Annotated in this window: 18 protein-coding genes and 1 riboswitch; of the genes, 7 read left to right on the plus strand and 11 right to left on the minus strand. The window is 62.7% G+C overall.

The genetic code is table 11. From position 1 onward, the window contains the following. Nucleotides 1–83: 83 nt before the first annotated feature. Nucleotides 84–1271: an IS701 family transposase gene (locus AC4P1R_RS17585; RefSeq protein ID WP_151614010.1), complete on the minus strand. Its 1188-nt coding sequence runs from the start codon at nt 1269–1271 to the stop codon at nt 84–86. 320 nt (nt 1272–1591) lie between these two features. Between AC4P1R_RS17585 and AC4P1R_RS17590 the strand changes: the two genes are divergently transcribed. Then, nucleotides 1592–2419, plus strand: coding sequence for a universal stress protein (locus AC4P1R_RS17590; RefSeq protein WP_069460105.1), 828 nt, complete (start codon nt 1592–1594; stop codon nt 2417–2419). Nucleotides 2420–2485: 66 nt separating this feature from the next. Further along, a complete protein-coding gene (locus AC4P1R_RS17595; protein WP_273360601.1) occupies nt 2486–3493 on the plus strand; it encodes a hypothetical protein in 1008 nt (335 codons plus the stop codon). Here AC4P1R_RS17595 and AC4P1R_RS17600 read toward each other — a convergent pair. Then, nucleotides 3476–4453 (minus strand): ribose-phosphate pyrophosphokinase, encoded by a 978-nt coding sequence (locus AC4P1R_RS17600; protein ID WP_273360603.1) that lies wholly within the window; start codon nt 4451–4453, stop codon nt 3476–3478. The genes AC4P1R_RS17595 and AC4P1R_RS17600 overlap by 18 nt on opposite strands. 78 nt (nt 4454–4531) lie before the next feature. Between AC4P1R_RS17600 and AC4P1R_RS17605 the strand changes: the two genes are divergently transcribed. Beyond that, nucleotides 4532–5266: a CBS domain-containing protein gene (locus AC4P1R_RS17605; RefSeq protein WP_492178365.1), complete on the plus strand. Its 735-nt coding sequence runs from the start codon at nt 4532–4534 to the stop codon at nt 5264–5266. A gap of 9 nt (nt 5267–5275) precedes the next feature. After that, complete coding sequence (locus tag AC4P1R_RS17610) at nt 5276–6220, plus strand: 1-phosphofructokinase family hexose kinase (protein WP_069460109.1); 945 nt, start codon at nt 5276–5278, stop codon at nt 6218–6220. 55 nt (nt 6221–6275) lie between these two features. On the opposite strand, the gene AC4P1R_RS17615 is transcribed toward AC4P1R_RS17610, so the two are convergent. Next, nucleotides 6276–8561, minus strand: a complete 2286-nt coding sequence (locus AC4P1R_RS17615; RefSeq protein ID WP_245314709.1) for a heavy metal translocating P-type ATPase — start codon at nt 8559–8561, stop codon at nt 6276–6278. 218 nt (nt 8562–8779) lie between these two features. On the opposite strand from AC4P1R_RS17615, the gene AC4P1R_RS17620 reads away from it, so the two are divergent. Continuing rightward, nucleotides 8780–9787, plus strand: coding sequence for a serine hydrolase domain-containing protein (locus AC4P1R_RS17620; protein WP_069460110.1), 1008 nt, complete (start codon nt 8780–8782; stop codon nt 9785–9787). Between the two features lie 117 nt (nt 9788–9904). Here the strand turns inward: AC4P1R_RS17620 and AC4P1R_RS17625 are convergent, their stop codons facing one another. Next, nucleotides 9905–10564, minus strand: a complete 660-nt coding sequence (locus AC4P1R_RS17625) for a peroxiredoxin (RefSeq protein WP_069460111.1) — start codon at nt 10562–10564, stop codon at nt 9905–9907. Nucleotides 10565–10748: 184 nt separating this feature from the next. Next, nucleotides 10749–10851, plus strand: a riboswitch (TPP riboswitch). 65 nt (nt 10852–10916) lie between these two features. Between AC4P1R_RS17625 and thiD the strand changes: the two genes are divergently transcribed. Then, nucleotides 10917–11732 (plus strand): bifunctional hydroxymethylpyrimidine kinase/phosphomethylpyrimidine kinase, encoded by an 816-nt coding sequence (gene thiD / locus AC4P1R_RS17630; RefSeq protein WP_069460237.1) that lies wholly within the window; start codon nt 10917–10919, stop codon nt 11730–11732. A 102-nt stretch (nt 11733–11834) separates the two neighbouring features. Next, nucleotides 11835–12047 (plus strand): hypothetical protein, encoded by a 213-nt coding sequence (locus AC4P1R_RS17635; protein ID WP_069460112.1) that lies wholly within the window; start codon nt 11835–11837, stop codon nt 12045–12047. 301 nt (nt 12048–12348) lie between these two features. On the opposite strand, the gene AC4P1R_RS17640 is transcribed toward AC4P1R_RS17635, so the two are convergent. The 7 genes from AC4P1R_RS17640 to exoK all read right to left on the minus strand — a co-directional run bounded on the left by AC4P1R_RS17640 (nt 12349) and on the right by exoK (nt 20711). After that, nucleotides 12349–14718 carry a polysaccharide biosynthesis tyrosine autokinase gene (locus tag AC4P1R_RS17640; protein ID WP_069460113.1) on the minus strand — a complete coding sequence of 790 codons (2370 nt, stop codon included), beginning with the start codon at nt 14716–14718 and terminating at the stop codon, nt 12349–12351. Nucleotides 14719–14769: 51 nt separating this feature from the next. Beyond that, complete coding sequence (locus AC4P1R_RS17645) at nt 14770–15675, minus strand: UTP--glucose-1-phosphate uridylyltransferase (RefSeq protein WP_069460114.1); 906 nt, start codon at nt 15673–15675, stop codon at nt 14770–14772. A 4-nt stretch (nt 15676–15679) separates the two neighbouring features. Continuing rightward, nucleotides 15680–16690, minus strand: coding sequence for a glycosyltransferase family 2 protein (locus AC4P1R_RS17650; RefSeq protein ID WP_273360609.1), 1011 nt, complete (start codon nt 16688–16690; stop codon nt 15680–15682). Continuing rightward, nucleotides 16687–17613 carry a glycosyltransferase family 2 protein gene (locus AC4P1R_RS17655; RefSeq protein WP_273360611.1) on the minus strand — a complete coding sequence of 309 codons (927 nt, stop codon included), beginning with the start codon at nt 17611–17613 and terminating at the stop codon, nt 16687–16689. Before AC4P1R_RS17655 ends, AC4P1R_RS17650 begins: the two co-directional genes overlap by 4 nt. After that, nucleotides 17610–18599, minus strand: a complete 990-nt coding sequence (locus tag AC4P1R_RS17660) for a glycosyltransferase family 2 protein (RefSeq protein WP_069460117.1) — start codon at nt 18597–18599, stop codon at nt 17610–17612. Before AC4P1R_RS17660 ends, AC4P1R_RS17655 begins: the two co-directional genes overlap by 4 nt. Further along, complete coding sequence (locus AC4P1R_RS17665; protein WP_273360612.1) at nt 18596–19816, minus strand: glycosyl transferase family 1; 1221 nt, start codon at nt 19814–19816, stop codon at nt 18596–18598. Before AC4P1R_RS17665 ends, AC4P1R_RS17660 begins: the two co-directional genes overlap by 4 nt. A 100-nt stretch (nt 19817–19916) precedes the next feature. Continuing rightward, the gene (gene exoK / locus AC4P1R_RS17670) at nt 19917–20711 is read right to left on the minus strand and encodes an endo-1,3-1,4-beta-glycanase ExoK (RefSeq protein WP_273360614.1); all 795 of its coding nucleotides are present in this window, start codon (nt 20709–20711) and stop codon (nt 19917–19919) included. Between the last annotated feature and the right edge of the window lie 651 nt (nt 20712–21362).

Raw genomic sequence — 21362 nt, forward strand, 5'->3', positions numbered from 1 at the left:
CCGCTTTGCGGGCTTTCGCATGATCAGCCGAGCGATGAGGGTGCGGATTTCGGCAACGGTGGGAATGAGTCTGAGCTTACGCGTCAGGCAGCGATTGGCGGATTTGGACTCGTTTCGTTCGGTTTGCCGCAGGTCGCGCGGCGTAGATCGGCGCCGAGCTTGGCGAGGAAGGCGGCGGCCGCCATGACGAGCGTCATGTGGCGATGCCAGCCGTGCCAGGAGCGGGCTTCGCAATGGTCAAGGCCGAGATCATCCTTGGCGCGCTGGAAGCATTCCTCGATTGTCCAGCGCAAACCTGCCGCCCCGGCCAGTTCCGCAAGCGTGGCCTCGGCGGGCGCAAAGACCAGATAATAGCTGAGGGCGTGCGGATCCGTGCGGCTTTTGCGGATGAGGACATAGCGGGCATAGCCTTCCTCAACGGCATAAGGCAGAGCTATGCGTGCCCAGTGATAGAGACGCAATCCCTTGGCGCCTTCACCGGCCGGACAGGCGGCCCAGGCCGCAGCGGGCAGTTCCCCGGCCATCTCTTTCGGATCCGTCTGCAGCAGCCCCTGATCGGTCAGCATCCGTAAGGTATGGTTGGAGCGCACCGCAAGCACATAAGGCTGCCGACGCTCCTCGAGCATCCGGCGCGTCTGGTAATCGCCGCCATAGACCGCATCAGCCAGAACCCAGGCGCATGGCACACCACGATCAAGCGCTTCAGCCAACATGGCGCGCGCCATCGCCGGCTTGGTCAAGAATTCCGTCTCCTGGGGAATACCGGCCGCCTTGCGCCGCGCCTGGTCTTTCGCCCAGGCTTCCGGCAGGTAGAGCCGTCGGTCGATCAGTGTCTGGCCAAAGCGGCTGGCATAGGCGACGAACACGCCGATCTGGCAGTTCTCGATGCGGCCGGCGGTGCCCGAATACTGCCGCGCCACCCCCACCGAATGGGTGCCCTTCTTCAAAAAACCGGTTTCGTCCACCACCAGCACGCCCGATCGATCGCCGAGCGCCTCAATGGCGTAATCGCAAACGATGTCGCGCAACCGGTCCGCATCCCATTGCGACCGCCCCAGCAGTGCCTGGATCCGCCACGGGCGCCCAAAGCCGGCTTGCTCGGCAAGAAGCCAGCCGGTTTTGCGCTCAATCCCCGACAAGAGCCCGTCGATAAATGCCCCGCAGCCCTCCCGCGCCTCGGAACGGCGGAACACCATGCCGAGACGCGCCTTCAGCGCCGACAGTTCCCCTTCCCAGGAAATCCCCGAACCCGACCATTCCGAAACAGACATGCCAAATCCCCTTCAAGAAACCCCTTGAAGAGAATCATGATTTGCCTTCATTTACAACTGTAGTACTAGTGCATCGACCGGAGAATCGTACCCGATTTTCGGAAAGCTCGATGCGCAGGTTCAAAGAGTCACAGTGACCTTTGCGCCTCGGAAGAGACACGCGGCGCTGTGATGTATTTAAGCGCAGGGTGCAAACGGCGCTTTGACGCGCATCAAAACGGCATGCGATCGACTCGCGGCCGATCCCTTGACGCCGGTCAAGGCGGGTGGCGCGGTCGATGACTTATTCTCGCCAGTGACGAAGAATTGAGGCCGCTGCGATGATCTACAACACAATACTGGTACACCTTGGCATCTATAACGGCGCAGCACCGCAGTTGAAGTTCGCCCGTGAGCTCGCCTCCCGCTTCGACGCGAATCTGATCGGCTTCGCCGCGGGCGATATCCATCCGATCACCGCACCGCCACCGGGCGTGATCTTGGACGACGAGTTCCTTCGCCTCGAGACAAGGGAGATCGAACGGCGGCTGGTGGCGCTCAAGGCTGAATTCGAGGACGACAGTGAGCGGGAAGGCGGCGGCTCACTCCGCACGACGATCGGCGATCCGACCCGGGAACTGGCCATCGCCGCACGGGCGGCGGATCTCGTCATTGCCGGGCTGGGCCTTGGAAGCCGCGAATGCGACGGCCGCGACGCCGTCGATCTCGGTGAGTTGGTTCACTCCGCCGGCCGGCCGGTTCTCATCCCGCGGGACGATCTCGAACCATTACGGGCCAACAGCGTCGTCGTCGCGTGGAAGGATGCCCGCGAGGCGAGACGCGCAGTCGTGGATGCGATGCCATTCCTCGTCCATGCGCGGGAAGTGCTTGTTGCCACGATTGCCGACCGCGATCAGGATCTGGCGACGGCCAGTGCCGGCGATGTTGTCCGATACCTGGTCAACCACGGAGCGAGAGCCCGTGCGGAAGTCTTCAGCCCCGGCGATCGCCATGATGGCGAGGCCTTGGCGGACATTTCCAGGCAGAATGGAGCGGATCTCATCGTATCCGGAGCCTATGGACACACCAGGTTTCGCGAGTGGCTATTGGGAGGCGTGACCCGTTCTCTCCTCACGGAAGGAACTCTGAACCGCCTCATGTCGGCTTGAGGTCCCGATGGCGAGTGAACGATGTGGCGTGCCGAGCGTTGAGCGATGGGAAGCAGGACTGAAGCGATGACGGCACTGGGTGCCAAAGTGCAATTCCTCGCCGACCCGGCGTCCTATTTCGACCCTCCGGGCAGGATCATGACGAAGGAAACCCATATGTCCTGGGTTTTCATCGCCGATTGCTGGGTGCTGAAGCTGAAAAAGCCAGTAAAGCGAGCCTATCTGGATTTCAGCACGATCGCAGCACGAGAATTCTATTGTAACGAGGAACTCCGGCTGAACCGGCGACTGGCCCGCGACACCTATCTTGCCGTCAGACCGCTTTACTGTAGCGAAGACGGCTATCTGACATTCAAGCCGGCTGAGCGGATTGCCGATTGGCTCGTCGAGATGCGACGGCTACCGACCGACGAGATGCTGGACGCCCGCATTGGGGCGAGCCGGATTGCGCCCGACGAGATTGCCGGCATCGCTGACCGACTTGCCCGCTTCTATAGTGACAGCACGCCGGAGATCGCCGACGGCCCGGTATATATCCGACATCTACTCGAAGAACATGAGATAAACCGGGAGACGCTCCTGCGCCCGGAATTCGATCTGGCGACCGCCGGAATCGATGCATTGATTGGATGGGTCGGCGCGGGGCTCAGTGACATGCGCAGCCTGATAGAGGCGCGCATAGCGCAAGGTCGGATCGTAGAAGGGCATGGGGACCTCAGGCCGGAGCATGTCTGCCTCATCGACCCGCCCCAGGTCATCGACTGTCTCGAGTTCAATCGCGCTATGCGGATCATCGATCCTTACGACGAGATGAACTACCTGGGGCTCGAATGCGAGGTGCTGGGAGCCGGCTGGATCACGCCACTGCTTCTGTCCGCGCTCGACAAAGTACTTGGCGAACGACCGGACGATCGCCTGATCGCTCTTTACGGCGGATTTCGTGCTTTGCTGAGGGCAAGGCTCTGCCTCGTTCATCTTCTGGAGCACCCGGTACGCAAACCGGAGAAGTGGCGGCCTTTGGCGCTTGCATATCTCAATGCCGCCCGGCAACGCATGTCACTCGTCGTCGCCTAAAAGCGCGGAAATCGAGCCGCCGTCGGCGAGCCGGCGGATGGTCTCGGCAAAAAGCGGAGCGCTCGGGATCACCTCGACAGAGGAGTGAAGGAGGTCCCTCTCAAGCGGGAAGGGAGCCACGGAATCGGTCACGATGGTCCTCTCGATTGCGGGATGCGCCAGCGCCGCTTCGGCGCCCTTGCCGAAGAGCCCGTGTGTCACAACCGCGTAAACGGCCTTGGCACCCCGCTGCCGACACGCTTCAGCAGCCCTCAACATCGTGCCGCCGGTGCTGATCATATCGTCCACGATGAAGACGTTCGCGTTCTCGACCTCTCCGGCAAAGAGTTCGCCGGAAACAATGCCTCGGCTGCGGCGCTTTTCGAGAAGGCCGAACAGCGCAGCCTTGCCGGACGCGCGTTCATATGCCTCCTTGAGCAGCTGCGCGCGCTTAACGCCACCGCTGTCGGGAGAGAAAATCGCAACCGACCCTTCGGGGACCTTTTGCGAGATGCGTGAGGCGAACATGCCCTTTGCACTCAGATGTAAGGTGCGGCAGCGGAAAGCGTTCTGAAAGGCCGCGATATTGTGTACGTCGAAAGCCACGAGCTGATCGGTGCCGACGGCCTCGAAGAGCTCAGCCACATAGCGCGTCGTCACGGGATCACGCGCTTTGGTTTGCCGGTCCTTGCGCGCATAGGCAAGGTACGGGACTACAGCGGTAACCCGCGAGGCGCCGTTTTCGCGACAGGCGGCAATGAAGAAAAGCAGCTTCAGGAGCTTGTCATTGGCCGAACCATCCCTGTTGCCGTTGAGCGCATGGATGATGAAGACATCTTCGCCCCGCACGCTGACGAGCGGCCGCGCCTTGTGTTCGCCATCCTCGAAATCGCGTTCTTCGTGCGCCGCGAGGGCAACCCCGGCGTTCGCGGCGATTTCCTGTCCGAGAGGTCTCGTTCCGTTCAGTGCAAAGATGCGCATGGGCAACACCATGAAACAAAGGCGCAATGCGTTCCTTGACCGTGGTCAAAGGCGCGTGGGCACAGTCGAATCCCGCAATTGACCCGCGTCAATCCTGGCTCGCACGGGGTGACTATACTGGAAACGTCGATCTGGCGCGGGAGTTGCAAAATCATGCAGGCAAAGGATTTCATGACCCGAGGCGTCATCAGTATAAGCCCCGAGCACAGCGTTAGCCATGCCGCGCGCATTATGCTCGAAAACCACATTAGCGGTCTGCTCGTCCGAGACGATCAAGGCCAGCTACTTGGCGTATTGTCGGAGGGTGACCTCCTGCGGCGCGCCGAACTGGGGCCGGCGGCGTGGAGGAGTTCGACGGAAAAACAGCATGCCTCGGCAGAGCGTTTCATCAAGAGCCACAGCTGGCAGGTCGGTGATGTCATGACGCGGAAACTCGTCACGGTCGACGGCGACACGCCGCTTGACCGCGTCGCTGCCATCATGGCGGCCAATCAAGTCAACCGTGTCCCTGTCATGCAGGGCGACGAAATCCTCGGCATCGTCACCCGCAGCGACATCCTGAGGGCGGTGGCCACATCCGTTCCGGATGTGGCGGCGAGCGGGGACCAGGCGAAGCGGCGCGCGGTGTTCACGCGGCTGACGAGTGATCTCGGACTTGATCGCGAGAGCATAGACGTCACCGTCGACGATGGTATCGTCTGCCTATGGGGCGAGGTCGAGAGCGAGGCCAAGCGCGAGGCGGCCCGGGTCGTGGCCGAGAAGATCGGCGGGGTCGGTTGCGTCAAGAACAGGCTTCGCGTTGTTTCGAGTTGAGGACATTCGATGACGGAACCCAGACCGAAGTCCGTACTGGCGATCGCACTGAACCCCACGATCGACGTCTCGAGTGAGGTCGACCGCGTGCAGCCGACCCGCAAGATGCGGACGCGTAACGAGCGCCGCCAGGCCGGCGGTGGCGGCGTGAATGTGGCGCGAGTCATTGCCGAACTCGGCGGGCGGCCCGAACTCCTGATCCTAACCGGTGGCGCAACGGGTGCAATGCTCGAGGATTGGCTGAGGAAACTGTCGATCGATCTGCACGTCGTGCCGATCACCGAATCCACGAGAATTGCCTTTATGGTGCAAGAGAAGGAGAGCGGCTTCGAGTATCGCTTTGTTCCCGAAGGGCCGGAAGTGTCGAAGGAGAACCTTGCGAATGCCTTGGAGATCGTCAAGCGCTTCAACGGCGACTTCGTCGTGGCGAGCGGCAGCCTGCCTCGGGGGGCGCCGGAAGACACCTACGCGCGGATGGCCGAAGCGGCGGCTGCGAACGGCGCCAAGGTTCTGTTGGATTGTCCGGGATCGACCTTGCGGGAGACCTTGGGCAGGGCTCCCATTCTGCTGGTGAAGCCGAGCATCGGCGAGTTGGAGACGCTGGTCGGCCGCCGTCTCAACGAACACGGCGTCGGCGAAGCGGCGGCGACGCTGGTCAAGAATGGCGCCGCCGAATATGTCGCGGTCACCATGGGTCGCGAGGGTGCCTGGCTGGCCGGTCCGAATGGAATCCTGCGCGTACCCTCGAAACATGTGGTCGTCCAATCCGCCGTCGGGGCCGGTGACAGCTTCGTCGGGGCGGTGGTCTGGTTCCTGATGCAGGGCAAACCGATGGAAGATGCGTTCCGCTTGGGGGTGGCCGCGGGTGCGGCCGCTGCGATGACGCCCGGCACCGAGCTTTGCAGGCGCGACGATGTGTTCGCCATCTACGAAGCCGAGGCAGGGCGTTCTTGATCGCCTGCGATCCGGAGACGAACGGTCGTCTGTACCGTCCGCGGGGTCATTCCTCTCAACCGTCCTCGAGCATCCGATAGATTTCCTGCTCCTGGGCGAAATGCAGCCGCGTGATTGCTTCGAGGCCGTGGAGCAGCCGCTGGATTTCGTAGCGTTGCGCGGGGCTTGGCCCATCCTCGCCGAGTGCCTTGCGAAGCGAAGCCAGGCTGTGTACCCGCCGCCGGATCTCCATATGCGTCCGACTCATGCCCGCAAGCGCGTCCGGCGTGTCCGTGCTACCACGCAGTTTCGGATAAAGTTCTTCATCGTCCTGCCGCTCGTGCTGAAGGAGACGTTGCCTGAGCAACACGTCCAGATCCGCAAGCTGCCGGCGGAATTCAGGTCCCGGCAAGTGCCCGACGCGTTCGGCCGTGTGGCGGATTTCGTCCACGACGTCGATCAAGTCACGATGCTCCTCTTCCAAACGCAGGAGCTCCGCATGCGGCAGTCGCGGTCGCTTTCTCCAGCCGTGCACCGGCCCTGCAAGGGCGCGCAATGCATTGAGGATCGCCACCACGTCGATGAGTTCCTGCAAGAGTGCGCCTTGGACCGGGGCCAGGTAGCCGAGTGCCGCCGCGATCATGCCGGCAATGGACAGGCCCATGCCGGCATAGACGCTCTGAAGGGCGATGCGATGCGAGCGCCGGGCGATCCGGATCGCGCTGACGAGGCGGTCGAGCCTGTCCACGAGAATGACGACGTCGGCCGCTTCGGAGGACGCGGCGGCGCCGCGCGCACTCATCGCCACCCCGATATCGGCGGCGGCGAGCGCCGGCGCGTCGTTCACGCCGTCGCCCACCATCATGACTGGTCTCCCCGAGGCCTTTTCCGCCTCGACGATCCGGGTCTTGTCCTCCGGGGTCAATTCGGCCATCACACTGTCGACTTGGAGGAAGGATGCGAGGATCTCGGCCATTTCCGCACGATCGCCGGTAGCGAGCACGATACGCCGGGCCCCAGCCTCGCGCAAATGCCGGAGCACCGAGCCCGCCTCGGGCCTGATCTCGTCCGCCAACAGGAACGCGCCTGCCAAGGACCTGTCCACGGCGACGAGGACGGCGACGAAACCGTCTCTAGCGATCCATTCCCGGATCTCTCGAGAAAAGCCGCTCGCCTCGACACGCGCGCTCACGAAATCCCAGCCTCCGACGGCGATCTCGTGACCTTCTACGTAGCCGGTCACTCCGGCTCCCGCCGTCTCGCGGGAAGCGGAGGGTGTGGAAAGTTCAAGTCCGCGTTCGCGCGCCGCCGCGACGAGCGCCCGGGCGATGACATGGTGGGAACCCTGGTCCAGCGATGCTGCAAGGCGCAGTACCTCGATCGGATCGAGGTCGCCGCGGCATCTCGCGTCGATCAGCCCGGCCCGGCCGTCGGTGATCGTGCCCGTCTTGTCCAGAAGCACCGTTTTCGTGTTGGCCAGCATCTCCAGGGCGCCGCCACCTTTCACGAGCACGCCTTTGCCGGCGCAGCGCGACACGCCCGAGATGATTGCCACCGGCACGGCAAGGATCAACGGACAGGGCGTGGCGACAACGAGGACGGCAAGCGCCCGGATCGCCTCCCCGGATACGGCCCAGGCCCCGCCGGCAAGCAGTAGCGTGATGGCCAGAAAAACGAGCGCGTAGCGATCCGCGAGGCGCGCCATCGGTGCCTTGGCGGCCCTTGCCGCCTCGACCAGTCTTGCAATCGCGGCGTAGGTGCTCTCGGCTGCCGTGTGCGATGCAGTCATTTGGAAGGCATCGCCGGCATTTAGTGTGCCGCTCAGCACCGGTTCGCCGGACCGCCGGCGGACTGGCAGGGCCTCTCCGGTCAGAGCCGACTCGTCGATGACGGCGACATTGCCGTCCTCCACATTTCCGTCCACCGCCACGACTTCTCCTGCACGCACCAGGATGCAATTGCCGGCCGTCAGCGCGCCGACGGGCACCTCCTCCCATTGCCCTTCCGCTAAGCGCATGGCGGTGCTCGGCGCCCGATCAAGCAGCGCCGTCAGCTCGCGCCGCGCCCGCCGCTGCGCAAACTCCTCCAATGCCTGCCCGCCCGTGAACATCAGCGCGACGATGCTGCCGGTCAGGTATTCTCCAAGGAGAAGCGCGCCCGCCATCGCGAGTGCGGCGATGATGTCGAGCCCGAATTCCCTTTTGCCGAGGCTGATCGCGATCTCGGTGATGAGGCTCGTCAGCACAACTGCGGTGCCCGCAGCCCAAGCGGCTGTGCTGATCTCGGGCCGGCCGGCGAACCAGGCGGCGCCGCCCGTCAGCAGCGCCGAAGCAATCAGCGCGAGGAGAAGGCGCCGGCCCAATTCCTCTCCCTGCGAAATCAGTTTGGATAAGCGGTTCGGCGTCAAGTTTTCTCCTTTGCAGGGGACAAGAATATGCGAGGCGCCTTCCGGCGCCTTGACCCTGCGCAAGTCGTCTGCAAGCGCGCTTTTTAGGCCGCCATGTCGAGTAATCGCTCAAATTGTCGTGAGCCGGGCGCCCACCGCATGGCTGTGCAGCGCTTTGGCTCTAGGTCGTGGGCATGATCAGGTTCGTGGCCGTTATTCTATCGCTTCTGGTCTGCGTTTCGCCAGTGATCGCGCAGCAGACCTCCGCTGTGCCGGGTCTTCTCAAGAGCCTCGCAGGACGGGACGATCTCAAGTCCCTGAAGACGATCATCGTCGCCCAGGACGGCGAAGTGGTCGCGGAACAGGGCTATCGCGGCCATCGGCCATCGGAATCGACCAATATCAAGTCAGCGTCGAAGTCGATCATCTCGGCTCTCGTCGGCATCGCTATCGACAAAGGTCTTCTTACAGGACCCGAGCAGAAGATCGCCCCCATTCTCAAGTCGGACCTGCCTTCCCCGGCCGACCCGCGCATCGGCGACATCACGATCGGCAACCTGTTGTCGATGCAGGCGGGATTGGGCCGACTGTCCGGCCCGAACTACGGGCGCTGGGTTTCAAGCCGCAATTGGGTTCGTTTCGCACTTGCGCAGCCGTTCGACGCGGAGCCGGGAGGGAGGATGCTCTATTCGACGGCGTCGACGCATCTCCTGTCGGCGATCCTGACGAAAGTTGGCGGCAAGTCGACCCTGGCCCTTGCGCGCGAATGGCTGGGCCCGGTCGACGGGTTTCGCATCGACGCCTGGTCGCGGGATCCGCAGGGGATCTATCTCGGCGGAAACGAGATGGCCATGACCGCCCGCTCTCTGCTCACCTTCGGCGAGCTCTACCGCAATCGCGGCCGGACGGAGGATGGGCGCCAAGTCATCCCGGACAATTGGATCGATCTCTCCTGGCAGGCACACACGAATTCGCGATTTTCCGGCGACGCCTATGGCTACGGCTGGTTCACCCGGCAGATCGGCGGCGAAGACGTGCATTTCGCCTGGGGTTACGGCGGCCAGATGCTCTATATCGTGCCGGACTTGAAGCTGACCGTCGTGATGACCTCCGAACAGGATGGGCCTTCCGCCCGTACCGGCTATCGAGACGCACTGCACGGCGTCCTCGCCGACATCATCGACACGCTGGAAGCCGACTGATGAAATCCTCCGCGCTCGTGCATCCGCAGTAACGTACCGCGCGGCTCAAAAAAGACCGCCACGAAACACGTGGTTTCGCGGCGAATGATGGTATCTATCCCCGGTTGGCCGGCGGTCTCAAGCCGTCGGCTGCTTGGTCTTCCTGAGATAGGGTAGAACCGTCTCGAAGGAGCCGAAGCGCTGGACGGCATCCTCGTTCGACACCGCGGCCGTGATGATGACATCCTCGCCCTGTTTCCAGTTGGCGGGCGTTGCCACCTGATGCTTGGCGGTGAGCTGGATCGAATCGATCGCCCGCAGGATCTCTTCGAAATTGCGGCCGGTGGTCATCGGATAGCTCAGCATCAGCTTGATCTTCTTATCCGGACCAATGACGTAGACCGACCGCACGGTCGCATTGTCGGCAGGCGTGCGGCCCTCGGAAGTGTCCCCGGCGTCGGCCGGCAGCATGTCGTAAAGCTTGGCCACCTTGAGATCGCGATCGCCGATCAGCGGATATTCGACATCAAAGCCCGTCGCGAGCTTGATGTCGCCCTTCCACTTGGCATGGCTCTCGACCGGATCGACGGAGATGCCGATGATCTTGACGCCGCGTTTGCGGAATTCGTCTTCCACCCCCGCCATGGCGCCGAGTTCGGTGGTGCATACGGGCGTGAAATTCTTCGGGTGAGAGAAGAGGACCGCCCATCCGTCACCGACCCATTCGTGGAAATTGATCGTGCCGTGGGTCGTCTCTGCGGTAAAATCGGGGGCAGTATCGTTGATGCGCAGGGCCATGATGTGCTCCTTTCGTGTCGGAGGAATTGCGCAAGAATAGCGCAAACGGCAAAGTTTTCGAGCGCGAAACGCGTCGTCGCTCCCAGCAGTGAGAAAGATCGTCCGGCTTCACGTCGACCGGCTCGTGCGCCAGTGCCGCGGCCGCATTGCGTTGACACTCCGGGGCTGCTGACGCATAGAATGCCGGCATTCCGAGGGGAGCGCCTGACGGCGCTGAGACGGTGGTGAGCCGGACCCTTGAACCTGATCCGGGTCATGCCGGCGTAGGAACGGAATGGGTCGCCCTCGGCAAGCCAAGCCAATTCTTCGCCTTACCGGATCTCCGTGACGTGTGTCGGGAGTTCGATAGATGATGCCTCCTCGCCCCATTGCGCCGGTGGCGCTCACCATTGCCGGATCGGATTCGGGCGGCGGTGCCGGCATCCAGGCCGACCTCAAGACCTTCTCGGCGCTCGGGGTTTACGGTGCAAGCGTCGTCACGGCGATCACCGCGCAGAACACCAGGGGTGTTGCCGCCGTTGAGGACGTCTCGGCCGGAATGGTGGCGGCACAGATGGAAGCTGTACTTAGCGACCTTGACGTGAAGGCGGTGAAGATCGGCATGGTGTCGCGACGGGAGACAATTGCCGTCATCGCCGATGGCCTGCGCCGTTACGGCAGGCTTGCGGTCGTCGACCCGGTGATGGTTGCAACCTCCGGCGATCGTCTGCTCCACCCGGGAGCGATCGCAGCACTCATCGAAGACCTGCTGCCTCTGGCACTCGTCGCGACCCCGAACCTGGCCGAAGCGGCACTTCTGACCGGCCGTCCGACCGCCGAGAGTGAAGGAGAGATGGTGCGCCAGGCCGAGGCGCTCTTGAAGACTGGAGCCCGTTCCGTGCTGGTCAAAGGAGGACATCTGCCCGGTGGCGACGCCACGGACTTCTTCCTCGATGGCCAAACGTTGCTGCGTCTGCCGGCATCGCGCATAGAGACACACAATGATCACGGTACCGGCTGCACCCTTTCAGCTGCAATCGCCGCGGGCCTCGCTTCGGGGCTACCGCTCGCCGAAGCGGTCCGCGCAGCCAAACATTATCTGCATGGAGCAATTTCCGCCGCCGACGACCTGAAGGTCGGGCAGGGGCGGGGACCGGTGCATCATTTCCACCAATGGTGGAACTCTTAACGTCAAATTGGGAGGCATGCCAGCCTCATGCCCTGCTATTGCCATGGTTGAGCCGGAAAAGGCTATCGTCTATGGTTAACGAAAGACAGCGGGTTCAGCGATATGCACTTTCTTGCTCGTCGACTGGAGGCTTTCAATCGTGACGAACTGCCGGACTGGCGGCAGTCGCCAAGCCTATTGTGGCGTGCACTCCTGTTCGCGCCCCGGCTGATCGAATATTTCCTGTTTTACCTTCTGGCGTTCGGCGCCCTGATGGCGGCGATCGTCTTCATGGTTGCGGCGTGGATCGTCGGCCTCGACCGCAAGTCCAATTGAATCAGTCGCGCGGCGGCGCCTGCCGACCTGAGGTCCCGCACGGTAGAATTCTCACACGTGGAACATCGGCGGCGACATTGACGACAGTGCACGCGCTGGCGGCAAACCAGGACTTCGGTCGTCTTGCGGGCGATCCGAGCGCGCTCTACCGTTCAATCCCCAATTCGTCGCTTCTCGTGCGTGCCCCGATTAGCCTCGCTCTCAAACATGGAACACCCGCTCGAAAGCGAAGGCGGCGATGACGCCGCCTTCAAGTCCCTCGAAACAGATTTCAGGCGGAGGCCGCTGAAGGACTCGCGGGTCAAGCGGCCGTGTAGCGGGCCTCGGGTACATCCGGCTCGATGTAGTACTTGCCGTAACGATGCCGGTATTTCTCTGCGCCGTCGAAGTCGCTGTACTTCTGCAGCTCCTTCATATCGGTCTTGTTGAGAATGACGCCGAGAACCTTGGCATCGATCTGCGGCTCGGAATTGAGGAGATCGCGCACGAGCCTTGTGGGTGTCCTGCCCCATTCGACGACGAAGAGAACGCCGTCGGCGAGCGGCGCGAAGGCCTTCGCATCGACCACGGGGGCGAGGGCTGCGAGGTCGACGACGACATAGTCGAAGGAATTGCGGGCGTTCTCGATCAGCCCCGCCATGGCAGGCGATGCGAGCAATTCATTGCTCTGATGCCGCCTTTCGTTCGATGTGCCGCCGCCTGCAGGCAGGATTGCGAGCTTGGAGCGCTGATCCACCTTGATGCCCGCGGGCCAAGTGGCCTCGCCCGTCAGCACTTCCACCAGCCCTCCACGCGGCGCAGGCGTGATCAATCGGGTCAGGCCGGGCTTGCGGATATCGGCGTCAATCAGCAAGGTTCTCTTTCCGCTCGCGGCGAGAAGCGCCGCAAAGTTTGCCGCCACGACCGATTTGCCCTCGTCGGGCAGCGCGGAGGCGATTGCGATCACCCGGCTCTCGTTGCCGGGCAGCATATGATCGCAGGCGAGTTTTGCATTCCGGAACGTCTCCGCGAAAGCCGAGCGTGGCGCGTCGACGACGAGGCGCGAGAGCCGCGGGAACGGTAGAGAAGTTTCCTCGGCTTCGTGTGGCGGTCGGTCGGAGCCGAATCGCGCCCGCACGAGCTCCGTCGCTTTCTTGTGCCGGGATCCGACCAGGGGCAGGTAACCGAGCGACCGGTGGCCGAGGGCCGAGCGTACGTCACCTTCCAGGCGGAACGTGCGTTCGCGGAATTCGAGAAATGCCGCATAGGCACCGCCGACCAAAAGTCCGAGCACCGCCGAAAGCGCGAGCGTCATCGTCTTCTTCGGGCTCGAGGGTCCAACCGGAACACCGGCCTCGGAAATGACGCGAGCCTTGGCGATCGGGAAGGAGCGCTGCTGTGTCGCCTGCTCATAGCGCCCAAGATAGGACTCGTAGAGCGACTTCAGCGCCGCCGCTTTCTGTTCCAGACCGCGCAATTGCACCAGCGATTGGCTGGCATCGGAATTCTTGCCGGTAATACCTTCGATGCTCTCGCGCAGCGATGCCTCGCGCGAGCGGGCGACTTCATATTCGTTCCGGTAGCTGGCGGTCAGCTGCTTCAGTTCCTGATAGATCTGCCGCGCGATGTCCTCGCGCTCCCCGCGCAGCGAGACGGCCTGGGGATGATCCTCCCCGAAATTCTCCGAGACTTCGCGTTCGCGCTTGCCAATGGTGAGATAGCGGTTGCGGAGCTCCTTGATCACGGAATTGTCGCCCTCTTTAGGGGAGATGGTGGCGTTGTTGACTGCGCCCTCCGGTCCCTGATCGACAATCGATTTGTACTGGTTGTAGCGTGCGGAGGCGCTCGCCGTGTCCGCCTGTGCGACGATAAGCTGACTGTTGAGATCGGAGAGCTGTTGCTCGGACATCAGTTCGCCGCGAGCAGCCGTCAGCCCCTTCTCGCTGCGGAAACGTTCGACCTCGAGGGCCGCCGTCTGCGAGCGCTGTCTCAGGTCGTCGAGCCGCTCCTGCAGCCACACCGTCGCCCGCTCCGTCGCTTCGAAATTGGCGTTCAACTGATCCGTGAGATAGGCGTCGGCATAGGCCCGGGTCACCGTCGCCGCGAGTTGTGGATCGCTGGAGCGGTAGGCAAGGGCCACCACCGAGCTTCGTGACACGCGCTCGACATTCAGTGCCTGCTGGAGGAGCGCGGCCGCCTTCAGCCGACGTCCGTTGCGCGCAGCTTCTTCCGAGACAGCCGGTCCGCTCGAAAAGACATCGGCTGCCGACTTCACCCAGCCCATGACGATCGCGACCGGCGAACGCGGCGGATTGAGGATCGTCTCGTTCTCCGAAAGTTTCAGCGTGTCCACCACGCGCAACGCCAGTTCGCCGGACTTCAGGATTTCCACGGCACTCGCGATCTGATTGTCGAGCAGCTGGCTGTTCGTGGGTGTTCTCTCCTCCTCGGCATATTTCGACAGATCATCGTCGAGAAGGATGCTCGTCATCGAGGTATAGAGCGGCGTCGTGAAGAGGAGATATGCGGCCCCGAGCATGATGAAGAGCACCACGAAGCCCAACACCAACCGCGCCCGGCGAACGACGGCGGCAAAAAGCCGATCGAGATCGATAAAGCCGTCCGGCTGGTCGTCGCGGGGTATGATGCTCAATGGGACACTTCTCTGTTTCATCGGGGCCGCTCTGTTCATATTTTTCTCCGGTCCTCTTCCGGTGGCCGTAACCGGCCACCGGGAACCTTCTTATGCCGCGCGGGTGCGGCTTTCGTGAGACAGGACGATTTCGCGAACAGACTGGAACACGGTTTCGCCGATATCCGCTCTGGCAAGCGCGAAGGTGACGTTGGCCTCGATGAAGCCCTGCTTGGAGCCGCAATCGAAGGTGCGGCCTTCATAGGGATGAGCGTGGAAGGCTTGCTCGGCCGAAAGCTTGAGCATGCCGTCCGTCAATTGGATCTCGTTGCCGGCGCCGCGTGGCTGGTGCGTAAGGATTGAGAATATCTCCGGTTGCAGGATATAGCGGCCGTTGAGATAGTAGTTGGAGGGCGCCTTGCCGGGCGCCGGCTTCTCGACCATTTCGCTCACGGCGAAACCGTGCCGCACAGCGTCGCCCTTGCCGACAATGCCGTATTTGGAGGCGTCTTCGGGCGCGCATTGCTCCACGCCGACGACGTTGCCACCGACTTCGCGGTAAAGCTCCATGAGCCCGGCCATACAGCCGCGCTGGCCGAAGGAGACCATGTCCGGCAGCAACAGCGCAAACGGCTCGTCGCCAATGAGATCGCGGGCGCACCAGACCGCATGGCCCAGGCCGAGAGGCGCCTGCTGGCGGGTGAAACTGACGGATCCTGCCTTCGGCAGCATGGCCTCCAACTCGGAAATCTGCGCCTCCTTGCCCGAGCGCGAGAGTGAGGAAATGAGCTCCGGAGCGTCGTCGAAATGATCCTCGATTGCCTGCTTGTTGCGGCTGGTAACGAAGACGACGTGCTCGATTCCGGCTTGGCGCGCTTCGTCGACGGCATATTGCACCACGGGCCGATCCACAATGGTCAACATCTCCTTCGGCACAGCCTTCGTGGCTGGAAGGAATCTCGTTCCGCTTCCGGCCACGGGGATCACTGCTTTCCTGACGGTCCTGATACGGTCCATGGTATCATCCTTTGCTCGTATGGGGGGCTTTGCCCAAGGGGGATCGTTCGGCCGCCGCCGTCATGGCGGCGGGATGCTTCGGCCGCGCCGTCAGGCGGCGCAGCCGGGCGGCGATCGGCATGCTTAGATGCCGAAGCGCAAGCGGGTCGGCGAGCGCGGTCCTCAGCGCGCCGGCCAATGATTTCTTCTTCAACTGGTCGACGAGGACAAGAAACGAACGCGCCTGGCGGAAGCCGCGTTTGCGCTTGCGCTGCATCCGTTGGGAGAGGGGATCAAGCGCGTAGCGGCCGAGGAAGAGTTCGTCGGCGGCCATCATCGCGTCGATATGCTCGACCCTCAAGAGGCGCGAGATCGAACCTTCGCGGATATGATAGGCGTAGCCGGCGGAGGGCTCCACGGCGCAGCGCCCGCCGCAGGCAAGCGCGGAGGCGAGTAAGACATAGTCTTCGCCGATGCGCAGCGCCTCGTCGAACCGCAGGCCATGCGCCTCGAGAAACCGTCGCTGGAAGACCGGCTTCATATAGCCGAAATTGTGTTCCGAGCGGAAAATCACATTCGACTCGATGAAGGCGGGGAGCGTCAGCTCCTCGAGTTCCGCGAGCGCCGCTTCCGGGAACATTCTGACGCTGCCGCCATCGAGGGAGACAACATCGAGATTGTCGACGACGATCTGCGCCTCGGTGGCCTCGGCGCGGTCGACCATTCGCCTCAGCCGCAGCGGCTCCACCGTGTCGTCTGCATCGAGAATGGCGATCCACCGGCCGCGCGCCGCGGCTAGGCCGGCATTGCGTGCGCCGCCGGGTCCACGGTTTCGCTCAAGCGCGATCAGCCGTAGCCGAGGGTGCTGCATCGCTGCGACGACGGCAGCGGTCGTATCGGACGAGCAATCGTCGACGACGATCACCTCCGTGGAGATGCCCTCCTGGGCCAGGGCGCTGTCGACCGCGCGCCTGATCGTGTCGGCAGCATTGAAGGCGGCGACGACGAAGGACACGTCGGGGCTTGCTTCGTTCATCGCGACGGCGCCTCCCGAACTCCATACTGCTCGATTGCTTCATGCCCAAGAAGGCCGCTCACGACGCCGGCATGGAGAAGGCCGCGCAAGGCGTAGCGATAGCGCTGAACCGGTGCTGGAAAGGTGACCGCGGCTGCCAGCGCGCAATAGCTGAATTTCGCGGCTGCAAGCGCCAGATCGCGAAGTTGGCCGAAGCCATTCGCCTTTTCGGCGAGCAGCCGGCCATGCGTCTGCCCGGAGCGGAAGCGCCGTTTCGCCAGCCAGGAGAGCGAGGCTCGCGCTTCTGTAACCGGTTCATGGACCCAAGCCTCCGGCGCGAAGGCGATTCGTCCGCCAGACCGGTGCATGCCGGTGAAGAAATCCGTGTCCTCGCCGCCGCTTCTGCCGAGCGCAAGTTTGAAACGACGGCCATCGAGCGAGGGTGCCTTGAGCTTGAGCAGGGCGTTGCAAGTGTAGCCTGTGCGGATATCTCCCCCGGCCCAGACCGGCAGCGTCGAATGGAAATCGCCGCGGCGCATCCAGTTCGGCGCCGATCGGCCATAATGCGCCCTCACGGGGCCGAGCACGGCATCGGCGCCCGTGGAGCCGGCGGCCTCCAGGAGCCGCGTGAGCCATTCCGGCGAAGCGGTCTCGTCGTCGTCGATGAAAGCGAGAAAATCTGCGGTGCTGTTATCGAGGCAGGCATTGCGGGCGATCGAAATATTCGATGCAGGACAGTGTAGGTAGGTGATCTCAAAAGGCAGCGAAGGTCGAAAGGTTTCGACGAGCGCCCGGGCGCTCGGCGTCACATCGTTGTCGGCGACGATGACGGCCACCAGTGCGGCCGATGGCTGTTTTATCGCCGCGAGAGAGCGAAGCGTTTCGGCGAGTTCCGGCCGGCGGAACGTGCAGATGCCGATGTCGATCCGAAGTTTCTCGCTCATCGTGTCGCCCGGTCCCGGAATGAGAGAAGCTCCCGCCAGAAGCCGGCGGACCAGGCGATATGCATGACCATAGCCGAAACCGCCGCAAGCGGGCCGTAGGGATTTCGCTGACCAAGCGCGATCCACACGCCATAGCCGAGGCATGCCGCCGCCCAAACGCCCAAGGGAATGATGGCGGCCCAGTTGATGATGGCGAGAAACGCGCCTACGGCGACTGGCGCCACGGCCATCGGCAGCATCTGCCGCACTCCGGGCATGGCGCGGTGTTTCAGGAAATTCCTCGCGCGGCCGCGGCCATAGCCGAAATATTGGCGGAAGAGCGGACCGATCCTGGTGCGTGGATAGTAAACCATGGTCGTCTTGTCGGTCATCCAGATGCGGTAGCCGGCCTTTCGCAAGCGGTAGTCGAATTCCGCATCCTCGTTGTGGCTGAAGCTTTCGTCATAACCGCCGATTGCCCGGAAGGCATCGATACGCATCAGCGCATGGTGACCATGCTCGACCCAGTGGCCCGCCGCCCCGGTCCGGTGTTTCGAGCCGCCATTGCCGAGCTTGGAATTCTGGGCGACAGCCGTCGCCTTCTGGAAGATGCTGTGGCCGACGGTCTCCATGGCAACGACGACCGAGTCGGCCTCAATGGCGATCGCTTCCTCCACGAGGCGCACGCAATAGTCGTCCGGATAGGTGGCGTGCGCATCGATGCGGATCAGAAAATCGGCGCCGCTGCCGAACTCGGCGACCGCAAGGTTGATCGCGGCGCTCTGGATGCGTTGCGGATTGTCCAGAAAGAGGAGGCGCGCATCCTCCGCGGCAAGGTCGCGGACGATCTCGCGTGTGCCGTCGGTACTGCCCCCGTCGGCTACAACGATCCTCGCATTCAGCGGATCGAGGGAAGGACGAAGCTTCTCGACGAGAGCCTCTATATGCATGGCTTCATTGAGGCATGGGATGACGATGAGGCTCGAGGTCGAACGGGCCGGGGTCATGGCATTCCACTTTCATTGTGGCGGGCATTGTGTCGGGGCGCGGTCATTGCCGAGGCCGGTGCGAATGCGTGCGGTTCGCGCGTGAGTGCGGCCAATCGCTGCACCAGCGCCTCGCAGTCGGCGCGGTTGAAAACCCAGGTTGTTGCGTGGCACTGCTCGATGCGCGCTGCGGCATCGGTGAAGCGATCCGGCGTCATTGCCCCGACAAGGGCGGCAAGGCCTTCGGCACTGGCTTCCTCGAGCACGAGACCGATGTTGCGTGCCGAAAGGAAGCGGGCGGTTTCGGTTCCCCGCATGGCGATCGGTACTCGCCCGTAGCGGCAACCCTCATAGAGGCGGTTCGGCAGAAGCCAGGCGGAGTTTTGGCCTTCCTCGAAAAAATCGATGGCCCAAGTGAAATGCACGCCGCCATAGATTTCGAGGAGGTCCTCCGGGTTCCGATAGGCGCCGCCGAAGTGCATGAACGGCTCCAGTTGAACGAATCCTTCGAAATCGTCGAACTCGGAACGGGCGGGGCGGCCGCGCAGGACGATTTCGAATCGGCCCTCCATCTTTCTGGAAAATTCGGCGAGAAGTGCGAGCGATTTGCTGCAGCGCAGCGCGCCGAACCAGCCGATTTTCCATGGTGTGGCGCGCGGCGGATAGATTCCCGTCCCATGTGCCGCTTCTTTCGCGTCCGAGATTTCGAGCACCTTGTTCTCGATGAGTATCGGCGTTGCTTCGAGGTGCGACAGAGGGCGGAAATAGTGTTCGACAAACGCAGGCGAACTGGTGATCAGCAAGCGCGCGTCACGACCAAGACTGCCTTCGGCGGCGCGCAAGGCCCGTCCGATCATGTCGTCGCGCAGCATGAGCCGGTGAATATCGAGGCATTCGTAGACGATAGGAACGTCGCCGCCGAAGAGTGCCGCGGCCCGTCTTGCAACGGCGAGCATTTCAAGATTGCGGGCGATGATCACGTCAGGCTTGCGAAGGTGCCCAAGCTTGCGGTTGAGCGACAGGCATGCGCCGGCCACGGCGCCGATCCGCTGCAGGAAGCGGCCGTCGGCGGTCTTGCCGAGCGCAACCGACATCACGCCCTCGATCGCCGCAAGCGGATTGTCGCTACGGCGAAAACCCGCCAGCGTGATCCTGGCCCCGCCGCTGATGAGCGCAAGGGTCCTGCGCCGCACGGCAGGGTCGGCAAGATCCTGTGCCAAGTAAAGTATCTGCAGCATGAAAACGTCCGTTTTCCTGCCCAACCCGGGGGCGAGCTTAATCCAGTTTTTTGTGCATCGCAACATTATGTTGCAAGTGCTCAGCAATCAGTGGTTTATCTCAGTCCAGCCGGCATGCCACCGACTCAGCGAATTGACAGTCGTCGCCGGCGGCCGTGAAGGCTACTCGGTCAACCTCGAGCTTCGTCGGCTCCCTATAGGCAAACGTGCCCATCCAATCGGTCAGGGTGTCGGTTCCCCACAGGCTGAAAAAGATCTTCTGGGCGTTGACTGGAATCTTGGCGGGATCGTTCACTTCGTGCACCAATTCGCCATTGACGTAGTAGCGAAGCCGGTCTTTCTCCCAGACGAAGGCGTAGTCATTGAAGCCTTGGTTGGCACCACCAGGTACATCGGCGAGGAACTCGTTGCCGCCCTTGGCCGAGACATATTGATTGACCTGCACCTTTGCAGTGTTCTTGCCGAGCACCTCGAAGTCGATTTCGTCATGCGGCTTCTTGTTGGTGGGACCTATATAGGTAAAGAAGGCTGAGTTCAGCCCCGATCCGTCCGCCGCCTTGATCCTGGCTTCATAGGTGCCGTAGCCATAACGCTTGCGCGTCTGGATCTCGCCACAGGCGTAATTGCGGTCCCCTTCCTTGCGCTCCTCGAAGGTCAGTTGCAGCACTCCGTTCACCACCTTCACCTGCTTCTCCGACCAAGTGCAATTTTGAAACGTGCCATTGTTCCAACCGTCCGAGATAAACCAGAACTTGCGGTCGAGCCGATCGAAATCGTCCAGGAAGGACGTGCCGTTGGCGCCCTCCTGGGCCGCGGCAATATGTCCGATGCCAACGACAGAGAACGTCGCGGCGAGAGCGAGACGATAGTGGCGCTTGAGACGGTCAATGTTCATATCGCGCTACCTTTCTGCGGCGAACGGCTCCCCGGCGTGGATGGCGCGGAAGCCCTTCGGTGCTTCGAATGGAACGTCGCCGGGAAGGACTCCCCGGGCGGAGGCTTGTCTTCGGGTTTGCGATGCACCGCGAAGAAACATTCGCTTCGATCACGATTTCAGTCGCTCCCCTACTGGGCAGTGCCGCAGCCGCGGCCGTTTCAACAGAGCAGACTTGAGCCCGCAGCCGGTAAGCTAGGGCACTTGCAGAGAAAAAATATGGCATCACGGCGGAAAACCGGATGCAAACCCCTGCAGCATGACACCTGGTTGGTATGAGGGGCCGCGATATCGCAGCGGACCGCCGAACCCCCAGCCTGCCAAATCCCTGTTTCGTAGCATGTTGCGGAGGTTGTGCCGGCCGGAACTCTGAGCGTAACGACTCGGTGCAGCGGGACGCCCGATCCCCGTGCCTGCGCTGACGTCCATGTCGAGTTTGGAAGCTCTTTCCGGGGTGCGGACCGTGGAATGCGGCAATGTTTGGGCAGGATTCATGGGCGGTCGATTCGCGTGCGGGTGAGGCGGTTCACAACCACAGAAGGAATGGGAAGAGTGCCACGGCGCTACCCTACGGGTGCAATGGCGCCTGCAATTGCCCCTAAAATGGTACTG

This window comes from Sinorhizobium sp. Y406, from assembly GCF_058732025.1.

Coding starts and splice junctions, on each gene's coding strand:
- AC4P1R_RS17585 (WP_151614010.1), bottom strand. CDS start 1,271: ATGTCTGTTTCGGAATGGTCGGGTTCGGGGATTTCCTGGGAAGGGGAA.
- AC4P1R_RS17590 (WP_069460105.1), top strand. CDS start 1,592: ATGATCTACAACACAATACTGGTACACCTTGGCATCTATAACGGCGCA.
- AC4P1R_RS17595 (WP_273360601.1), top strand. CDS start 2,486: ATGACGGCACTGGGTGCCAAAGTGCAATTCCTCGCCGACCCGGCGTCC.
- AC4P1R_RS17600 (WP_273360603.1), bottom strand. CDS start 4,453: ATGCGCATCTTTGCACTGAACGGAACGAGACCTCTCGGACAGGAAATC.
- AC4P1R_RS17610 (WP_069460109.1), top strand. CDS start 5,276: ATGACGGAACCCAGACCGAAGTCCGTACTGGCGATCGCACTGAACCCC.
- AC4P1R_RS17620 (WP_069460110.1), top strand. CDS start 8,780: ATGATCAGGTTCGTGGCCGTTATTCTATCGCTTCTGGTCTGCGTTTCG.
- AC4P1R_RS17625 (WP_069460111.1), bottom strand. CDS start 10,564: ATGGCCCTGCGCATCAACGATACTGCCCCCGATTTTACCGCAGAGACG.
- thiD (WP_069460237.1), top strand. CDS start 10,917: ATGCCTCCTCGCCCCATTGCGCCGGTGGCGCTCACCATTGCCGGATCG.
- AC4P1R_RS17635 (WP_069460112.1), top strand. CDS start 11,835: ATGCACTTTCTTGCTCGTCGACTGGAGGCTTTCAATCGTGACGAACTG.
- AC4P1R_RS17640 (WP_069460113.1), bottom strand. CDS start 14,718: ATGAACAGAGCGGCCCCGATGAAACAGAGAAGTGTCCCATTGAGCATC.
- AC4P1R_RS17645 (WP_069460114.1), bottom strand. CDS start 15,675: ATGGACCGTATCAGGACCGTCAGGAAAGCAGTGATCCCCGTGGCCGGA.
- AC4P1R_RS17650 (WP_273360609.1), bottom strand. CDS start 16,690: ATGAACGAAGCAAGCCCCGACGTGTCCTTCGTCGTCGCCGCCTTCAAT.
- AC4P1R_RS17655 (WP_273360611.1), bottom strand. CDS start 17,613: ATGAGCGAGAAACTTCGGATCGACATCGGCATCTGCACGTTCCGCCGG.
- AC4P1R_RS17660 (WP_069460117.1), bottom strand. CDS start 18,599: ATGACCCCGGCCCGTTCGACCTCGAGCCTCATCGTCATCCCATGCCTC.
- AC4P1R_RS17665 (WP_273360612.1), bottom strand. CDS start 19,816: ATGCTGCAGATACTTTACTTGGCACAGGATCTTGCCGACCCTGCCGTG.
- exoK (WP_273360614.1), bottom strand. CDS start 20,711: ATGAACATTGACCGTCTCAAGCGCCACTATCGTCTCGCTCTCGCCGCG.